8 protein-coding genes are annotated in these 7,839 nt (G+C 41.5%); 3 read left to right on the forward strand and 5 right to left on the reverse strand.

The window, feature by feature from the left end; genetic code table 11:
* The coding region (locus R7Z49_RS22630) for a thioredoxin family protein (protein ID WP_318112077.1) at positions 1 to 815 on the reverse strand (815 nt) is incomplete at its 3' end.
* A gap of 267 nt (positions 816 to 1,082) precedes the next feature.
* Here R7Z49_RS22630 and R7Z49_RS22635 point away from each other — a divergent pair.
* The 3 genes from R7Z49_RS22635 to R7Z49_RS22645 are packed head-to-tail and all read left to right on the forward strand — an operon-like array spanning position 1,083 to position 4,820.
* Complete coding sequence (locus R7Z49_RS22635) at positions 1,083 to 2,318, forward strand: hypothetical protein (protein WP_043960473.1); 1,236 nt, start codon at positions 1,083 to 1,085, stop codon at positions 2,316 to 2,318.
* Positions 2,311 to 2,832, forward strand: coding sequence for a hypothetical protein (locus tag R7Z49_RS22640; protein WP_024015933.1), 522 nt, complete (start codon positions 2,311 to 2,313; stop codon positions 2,830 to 2,832). The genes R7Z49_RS22635 and R7Z49_RS22640 overlap by 8 nt, the downstream gene beginning before the upstream one ends.
* The gene (locus tag R7Z49_RS22645) at positions 2,823 to 4,820 is read left to right on the forward strand and encodes a hypothetical protein (protein WP_024015932.1); all 1,998 of its coding nucleotides are present in this window, start codon (positions 2,823 to 2,825) and stop codon (positions 4,818 to 4,820) included. The genes R7Z49_RS22640 and R7Z49_RS22645 overlap by 10 nt, the downstream gene beginning before the upstream one ends.
* A 102-nt stretch (positions 4,821 to 4,922) precedes the next feature.
* On the opposite strand, the gene R7Z49_RS22650 is transcribed toward R7Z49_RS22645, so the two are convergent.
* From R7Z49_RS22650 to radC, 4 genes are all read right to left on the reverse strand, one after another.
* Entirely contained in the window at positions 4,923 to 5,630 is a 708-nt protein-coding gene (locus R7Z49_RS22650) for a hypothetical protein (protein WP_024015931.1), read from the reverse strand.
* 90 nt (positions 5,631 to 5,720) lie between these two features.
* Positions 5,721 to 6,788, reverse strand: a complete 1,068-nt coding sequence (locus R7Z49_RS22655) for a primase-helicase zinc-binding domain-containing protein (RefSeq protein ID WP_193285797.1) — start codon at positions 6,786 to 6,788, stop codon at positions 5,721 to 5,723.
* A 90-nt stretch (positions 6,789 to 6,878) separates the two neighbouring features.
* Entirely contained in the window at positions 6,879 to 7,220 is a 342-nt protein-coding gene (locus tag R7Z49_RS22660; protein ID WP_001014428.1) for a hypothetical protein, read from the reverse strand.
* Positions 7,220 to 7,717 (reverse strand): RadC family protein, encoded by a 498-nt coding sequence (gene radC / locus R7Z49_RS22665; protein ID WP_000791199.1) that lies wholly within the window; start codon positions 7,715 to 7,717, stop codon positions 7,220 to 7,222. Before radC ends, R7Z49_RS22660 begins: the two co-directional genes overlap by 1 nt.
* Positions 7,718 to 7,839: the final 122 nt, after the last annotated feature.

A 7,839-nucleotide genomic window follows, 5' to 3' on the forward strand; every position in this document is an offset into this window, starting at 1 on the left:
TGATCGTCAATCCAACCGGCTTGATGGGCTGCGAGAATGATTCGATTATTGAGCTCATCAAGGCTCATTGCGCCTTGTCCAATCGGAGTAATAACGTTAGGCGGGTCAACTAAGAACACGGCAGGGACAGTCGTAACGGACAAGGATTGGGCTTGTCCTGAATCGACTTTGTAATTGGGAAACTCTCCACCGGGTAAAGGCAAGCCATCGACAGCAATAGCAAACACCTCGAACCCATAGTTCAAGGCCATAGATTCGATGATAGGCGCTTGAGCATGGCAATAAGGGCAATCCGAACGATAGAAAAAGAACAAACCAGCCCGCTTCGCTACTTCACCTAAAGCTACATCACGTTGAGCGCCAGCTTCTCGATCCATCCGATTGGCAGCATAGGTCGCCAAGGGTCTGCGACTGATTTCATCCAAAACAGGATCGCCCATGACCACCTGCTGACTAACATCAGCAAACTGTGAGCCCTTATCCATCATGACGCGCTGGAGATACAGATAGGCTCTGACGTTCTCATTCGTCGGCTCATCAATTGCCTTGTCCATGAACGATTGCATATGCTCTCGGAACCATGCGGCACTGAAGGGCTTTAGTTCGCTCTGACTGGACTCCACGACACCAGTTTCCGGCTCTATCAGCTCATCAGGCTGCTCAGGTTCAGGAATAACCTGATACCAAAACCAGCCTTCCTGACCACGCTGATAGAATGGTCCATCACTGGCATGGGCGGGCAAGATGAATAGCAAGAAAATAATGATTGGGATGGTCACCCATAGGATGAACCAAGGGAACAAGGGGGTTCTCATTGTCAGCTCCAGAAAATTTCATAGAGCTAACATGCTAAAGATCCCCGTCAGGGCGATTAGCCAGATAGATGAATGAATCGTGTGTGTTTCTGACTAGCTGTCTTGACCAGTAACAGCTAACTTTAATGAGCCAAAAATATGGTTTTCCGTTTTGAGCTAGGAGCGGACATCGAACTATCAAACTTTGCAGAGGAAATATAGCTGTGGGTTAACTTTTAAAGAGTGATCGTGTACATTGGCCAGATTAAATCAAGATGACACTTTTTTATGGCAGTAGAGACTATCAATAGGGAAGCTGGAGACTCTGGCAAAGGCTTTAGATTACAGCTCATAAGGGCGATTAAGCTCATGCTGCAAACGATTCAGCAGGATAGAAGTACTGTATTTTTTACTGCGGTGGAAAATCTCGAAGATGTTTCCCATCAGACTATTGTAGATGGAGAAGTCAGTAATTACTTCGAAGAAGACAAGAATTATGACTTGAATGGCAATTTCACAATTTTTAGTCCTCCGGTTATAAATACGTTGGTCAGTTTTTATGACATCTATGTAGATCAATTTCGCACCAGCAACAGCGTATATTTGGGCTTTTACACGACGAGGGATGTCGGTAAGGAAAGAAAATCCAAGCTCAATAGCGGTAAAGAAATAGCTCTACCAGAAAAACCAATTTTAGAAATTCTTCAATCGTTTGATGATGTTTCAGACGATACAATTAATTTAGTAAAAGAAATTCTTGTTGAAGAGTACGCTTCCCAATATAAAGAAAAGCCTAAGTCAGGAAACTTAGAAACGCTTCGGGGTCTAAATGCTGATATGTTTAAAGAGTTTTTGAGGAAAATTTTATGGCATTTCGGTCAGGAAGATGAGGATGCACTCAAGCAGACAGTTTTAACGGATATTGAAAATTCACCACTTCACAACAATGCGCATATAGGCAAAGAAAAAATAATATTTTGTTTGTTAATGGATAAGCTGAGTGAAAAGCAAAATAGTAAAAACTTAGTCGATAAGTTGGTTCATAGTTCAGATGTAAAACTGATTTTTAAAGAAGCAGAGTCTCAAATTCCAGACGAGAGTATAGACCCTACTTGGCGCTATATCGCCGAGCTTGAAAAGGATGTGACCGACAAGCGAAATCTGAAGGAAAAAGTACTTTCAGTAATTGAGGATATTTCAGATCGTCGAATTAGACTGTTAGCTAGAAAAGCAAGTGGCTCTAAGTATGAAGAGCGTGAAGCAGACAAGTCTTTTTTGTCTTTGAAGTATCGTGTTTTTGAAGCTTGTGAAGAATATTTTTCAGATGATGGATATGTAGCCCCTGAAAGCGGCAACGACTTGGATGCTGTTCTTCAAACGCTCTTATCAAAAGCAGTAGAAGATATTTCTAAGTTAAAGACCGATTACAAATATACGATTTCTAATGATAAAACAATAGAAGGAATTATTTGGAATTTATTTGATGGGTGTTTTTTAGCTTTTGATGAGTGTAGTGATGAGTGATGTAAGTACAAAGAAAAGGCTAATGTACTTAAGCGGTGAAGATTTCTATCTTTATTGCTATTCCGTTCTTGTTATTTTGGATTCTTTAGGTTGTCGTGATGGGAAATTTTTTAGAGACTACAGGAAGTTGGCTTTTTTAACTGACATTATCAGTAATGATAAAACAGTCTATGTGGTTTCTCATTCTTCAGGAGAAAAACTGAACCCGAAAGATTATGAGTGTTTACTTGACAGCTATTCGAATGGATTAACTAGAAGAAGTGAAATTCTTAAGTTGTTGTTTGTTCTTGAGAAGAGAGGCTATGTGACTTTGAATCGAGGTAAAGCACAAGAAATTGATGTTACTTTGACTAAGGATAACCTTCCCAATGACTTTTTGAACAGCAATGTTTTCGAGTCGGAATCTAAGAATATAATAAATATATCAAAGAAAGTGGGACGGTTGGCATCGCTAACTCTGGATACCATGTTAGGTAAAATTTATGTTGAAAATGGAGTTCGAACATGGGTCTGATGCGAGTTAATAAGCTTATTTATGAAGGAAGCAAGTATTTTTTCGAGTCTAAAGAGTTCGACGAAAATATCATCCTAATTGAGGGCGATAATGGAACAGGGAAAAGCACCTTCTGTAATTTGATTTATTTTGCATTGGGTGGAGAGGTTCCAATATTTCGAAGAAATAATGATAAGCGCCACGATGAAATAACTTCTGATAGTGATAACTATGTTGATCTTTATATCTCAATCAATGATGGCAGTTATTTACTAAGGCGCTACTTTGGAGATAATGAAGTAACAGTAATCCCCTATGAGCGGGTGGTTGAGAAGATATATTCAGAAGATAAAAATACTTTAATTAAAGAGAAGGTAAGATTTTCTCTTTCGGAAGATAAGACTGAAATATATCCCGTAAACAGAAGCAAAGATTCATACGTTTTTTCTGACTGGATTCTCGAGAAATTGGAAATATCTGTGGTCGAGCTTTTTCATGGATATAATACATTTAAAATTAATATATCAGACTTGATGCGGCTGATTTATCACGATCAACAGCCGAACCCAGAGGGTATTTATAAAAAGCCAGATACTAATTCAACGTATGTTTCTGATTCTGAGTTGGTTCGAAAAGCTATTTTTGAACTCTTAGTTGGTAAAGCCTATTCTGATTACTACGACTCTATTGTCGAGGAAAAGAAGCTGTCGAGAGAGAAAAGCTTGGCTAAAGCGGTTGTGAATGAGTACACGCTTTTAGCCGACAAAATGCGAAAAAATGGCGGGGCTAAAAATGTCAGTTTTTTACAGAAAGAAATCTCTGATAAAGAGCAGCAAATTGACAAGTTGCATGATGCCAGACAGGCATTCAAGCGAAATCGAACTGGATCAAATACAATTAATCAAGATATTGAGTCGTGCAAATCAGAATTAATTGATTGTGAACTTAGATTAAGCCGATTAAAAGAAAATCTGGTTTCAGCTCTTGATGAACGGTACAAATTAAACGTAGTTAGAAATGAATCTGCTTCAGAAATTAGACGCATTGAAAAAGTTATTTTTTCACACGATCATCTAAACCTTTTTACATCTGATACTTGTCCATACTGCTTAAGTCACGTGGATCGTGTGGAAGGGCATTGTGTTTGTGGCGCTTCGATAGAAGAAGAACAATATGAGAGGTTTTTCTACACATCAAAAGAGTATAAAGATATTCTGAAAACGAAACTTAAGGCACTGTCAACAATTAAAACCGCATATGATGATTGTGACTCTGAAGTTCAAGAGATTAAAAAAGAAATTGAGTTGATAGAGAAAAAGTCGGTGACTTTCCGTGAAAAGCTACAAGAAATGCTTGGGCGGGTCGATGAAATTGTTGACATTGAAAGCCTAAATGATATTGACGATAAAATATTGCAGCTTAGAGAAGATGTTGCGAATTTGAATCGATTGTTGGAGATTGAATCAAAGCTGGAACGTATCCAAAAAGATTTTGATCTGGTTAGCTCTAAAGCAAAAGACGCTGAGTTAAAGAGGAAAGGGCTTGAGATTAAAGCTCAACAGGATGTAACTTCGAAGGTAAATGCGTTTAGTAAAAAGTATGATGAGCTGATGAAAAATACTTTGCCTGATTGCAGATCGGCAAAGATTGCGCTTGATAACTATTTGCCTTCAATTAATGATGGTCTCTATCGAGAAACAAGTTCACTTGTTTCAATTCGAATGATGTACTTTATCACTCTCATGCATTTAGCTTTGTCTGATGAATCAGTGACATTCCCGCGCTTTTTACTTATTGACACACCTGAAACTGCCGGAATCGAATTAGAGTATCTGATTAACTGTATTCGTCAGTTGGAAGAATTGAAAAATTATGGAGCTGACTTTCAAGTTATCATTTCGACAGGTTTAAACAAGTATCCCGAGTCATTAAAGGACAATCGTGTACTCTTTATGCCCGATAAGCAGAAGGAACATATGCTCTTGAAGAAGAAGAGCCTTTCTAAGTAATAACGTCAAGCAATTTAGATTCAACTAGTTAGTATGATTAGTTACTGAAGTTCTGCTATCGGCACGTAAGTAATATTCAGAAATTTTGAATACTACATTAACTCAATTTACTGCAAAAACCGTAACCAACGTTTTAATTGAGTCACCCGGAACCATAACAAAGTTCATTTTGCTACCAACATGCTGCCAGAACTCGGCCTCTTGTGCATATTTTTTTGTTTTTTGGATAGCGACGCTTTCTGGTAACTGGGCTTTAGTTAGCCCAGAGCATAGCAGCTTTGTGCACAAAGCCTTCCAAGGATGCTTAGGAGCACCGTCTGAAAGCCGTTCCACAAACCGTTCCAGTGCATGACGAGTCACCACGACAGGTCCAATGTTCGGAACGTTGATGACCTCATCGATTTCTCTCACTGTAGCATTATCGACGCTGTATTCTTCGAAGGAATGTGAGAGCCAATCGTCCCGCTTCTCTACCGAGATCTGTGCTTCCTGGTATCGAGTAAGCAAAAACCTAGTCAGGCTGTAAAGTGAATGCTGAGTTGAGCGTTGTTTCTGTAACTTTTTGATAGCTCCTTTACTGACCCGGATTTGAAGCCCATTACCGCTTCGGTTACTCCCCATCACCTCTTTCACTGACAGTAGGTGATGAATAGCATAAAGCTCAGCTGCAATTGGCTTTTGCTGCTCAGGTAGCTTGTCGTATTGCTCACCTAAATCGACCTTTAGCTCACCACCTCTTCGAAGGCCGGTCTTCCAGTAAACCGTAAACTCACCATCAATCTGCTTTGTTAACAGGGTTAAAACCATCATGTTTGTTTCTCCTATTAGTTATCTATTTTTCATTCTCCATGTTTTTTCAATTATGCAAGGCGCAAAAAAAAGGGGCCGAAGCCCCTTGGATCAGATATGAACTTTAGGAAAGCCCATGGCACCGTAAACATTCAACACATCATTCCAATCCCAACTTTTCACGCCAAGTGACGTTGGTATCGGAGGGATCAACACTTGTGTCAGAATGCCTTTTTGCCAGGCTTTTTTCTTGAGTTCATTCGCTGCATTCAGGCCGGTCTCAGAGAGATCGTGATCTGCCCAGATGTACAGCATTTTCACATTACTTGGTGGTTCAAACCTAGCCAGTAGTGTTGCATTCACAACCGACCAACATGTTTGCCCCGTTGCTCTGGTTACCGCTAGGGCCGTTTCTATACCTTCAGAAACACCTAGTACCTCACCAGGCTCACCTATCGGAATGGCACCACCAGTGATTGTTCTGTCACTTGGTATGGGCATCATCTTTTTTGGCTTTTCAACCGGCGCTTTGAATCCATCTTCACTTAGGTAGATCCGATGAAACGTGGCCGAACGCCCTTGCTGAGTAACGATTTTACCTAGCAGCGCTGGGTAGCTATCGATAAACAGGCCATCTTCATCATGGTAAGGCAAGTTTGGATGAAACCTCAGCACCGAATCCCATTCAGGACGAAGCCGCGTCACAATGCCACGACGATGCAAGTAGTTCCAAACAGGTTGCGCACGAGTATCTGCAAGAGATAACGTTTCTCCCCACGTTTGATTCAAACGTTGGATAATCGCTTTGTCCTCTACCTGCTTTTTAGTCTTCCGGTCAACAGCGTTACTCGGTATTGCCCGAGTTGGTACTTGTCCGGGTTGAATACCAAGAACCTGGCCGATTGCTTCAATAGACTGAGCAAAGTTCCATCCATTGATCCAAGACAACAGTTCAAAACCATCATGAAAGATACCGCAGGTATTACAAACGCCGCCACCGGTATATTCAGCATCTTTGAACAGCCTAAAGCCATCACGACCGCCATGAACAGGACAAGCCACATGACGCCCTTTTCGAGCAATAGCGGCATCAAGTTCTGGCACCAATGCCGCCAAGACTTGAAGCCATTGGCCATTGAGATATGGCCTTACTGTGTCAATTTGTAAAGGTAACGCCATATAACCTCCTTAAATAAAATGCCGACTCCTACCCCAGGTGGTAAAAGTCAGCTTAGGTCCAGCATTAGCCGTTCGGTTAATACAGGAGCGTTAGTCAAGCTGGATACCATGTCGTCTTAATAGCCACATGATGGACTCACGAAGCACATCAGGATCGACAACGGCAGCCATTGCGCAAACACGAAAGCAAAATGGCGCTATTTCGTCATTTTGAATCCACGACAACACATCCTTGCGCAACCGAGTACTGACACGACCGTCCAGCAATACACGGATCGCATCCAAAAGAATGCCTTCGCGTAACTGCCAGATTTCCGTGTCAGACCAAGTGACTGGGGCATCATCAAACTCAAATAGAAATTCGAGCTGTGATGATGTGTGCTGATGGGACTGCTTTTGTGATGTAGGAGAATGGGCAATACGCCCATTCATTACAGATAACCGCGTTCGGCAAGCGAAACGCAGCCCTCGGATGCGACCACGACATGGTCAAGCGTTCGAATATCAACAAGTGACAAGGCGTCACGGAGTCGATGAGTGATGCGTTTATCAGCTTCACTTGGCTCAGGATCACCCGATGGATGGTTATGAACCAGTATCACTGCTGCCGCATTAAGTTCTAGCGCTCGTTTTGTTACTTCCCTTGGATAAACGCTCGCTGCATCTAAAGTGCCTTTGAACAGCTCTTCAAATCGAATAACGCGATGCTTTGTATCAAGAAACAGTACGCCAAAGACTTCGTGCTCATACTCGTGCATCAGTGTTTGCAGGTATGAGAACGCCGACGATGGCTGTTCAATTTTTCGACCTTTACTCAATCGACCACGGGCAAGCTTGAGCGCCATATCTAAGATATCCGCTTCAGTCACTTGCTCAGGAACGATGTAAGTACCGGCTTCTTCGCCAGCTAAGAACTTTTTGTTTTTCATAGGAGTCTCCAAAAAAAAGCGGAGACGAACCCATGCCCTGAAGGGGACGGAATCGTCCCCGCAGGGTGGTAAAATTGATGTGGTTACTGAATTAACAGTTGTTGTGTTACTTCGAATAACTC

The sequence above is a fragment of the Vibrio sp. 1562 genome (genome assembly GCF_033340155.1).
GTDB classification, from domain to species: Bacteria; Pseudomonadota; Gammaproteobacteria; order Enterobacterales; family Vibrionaceae; genus Vibrio; species Vibrio alginolyticus.

What these genes read in the sequence shown, in the direction of transcription:
- R7Z49_RS22635 (WP_043960473.1), top strand. Translation starts at nt 1,083, where the DNA reads ATGGCAGTAGAGACTATCAATAGGGAAGCTGGAGACTCTGGCAAAGGC.
- R7Z49_RS22640 (WP_024015933.1), top strand. Translation starts at nt 2,311, where the DNA reads ATGAGTGATGTAAGTACAAAGAAAAGGCTAATGTACTTAAGCGGTGAA.
- R7Z49_RS22645 (WP_024015932.1), top strand. Translation starts at nt 2,823, where the DNA reads ATGGGTCTGATGCGAGTTAATAAGCTTATTTATGAAGGAAGCAAGTAT.
- R7Z49_RS22650 (WP_024015931.1), bottom strand. Translation starts at nt 5,630, where the DNA reads ATGATGGTTTTAACCCTGTTAACAAAGCAGATTGATGGTGAGTTTACG.
- R7Z49_RS22655 (WP_193285797.1), bottom strand. Translation starts at nt 6,788, where the DNA reads ATGGCGTTACCTTTACAAATTGACACAGTAAGGCCATATCTCAATGGC.
- R7Z49_RS22660 (WP_001014428.1), bottom strand. Translation starts at nt 7,220, where the DNA reads ATGAATGGGCGTATTGCCCATTCTCCTACATCACAAAAGCAGTCCCAT.
- radC (WP_000791199.1), bottom strand. Translation starts at nt 7,717, where the DNA reads ATGAAAAACAAAAAGTTCTTAGCTGGCGAAGAAGCCGGTACTTACATC.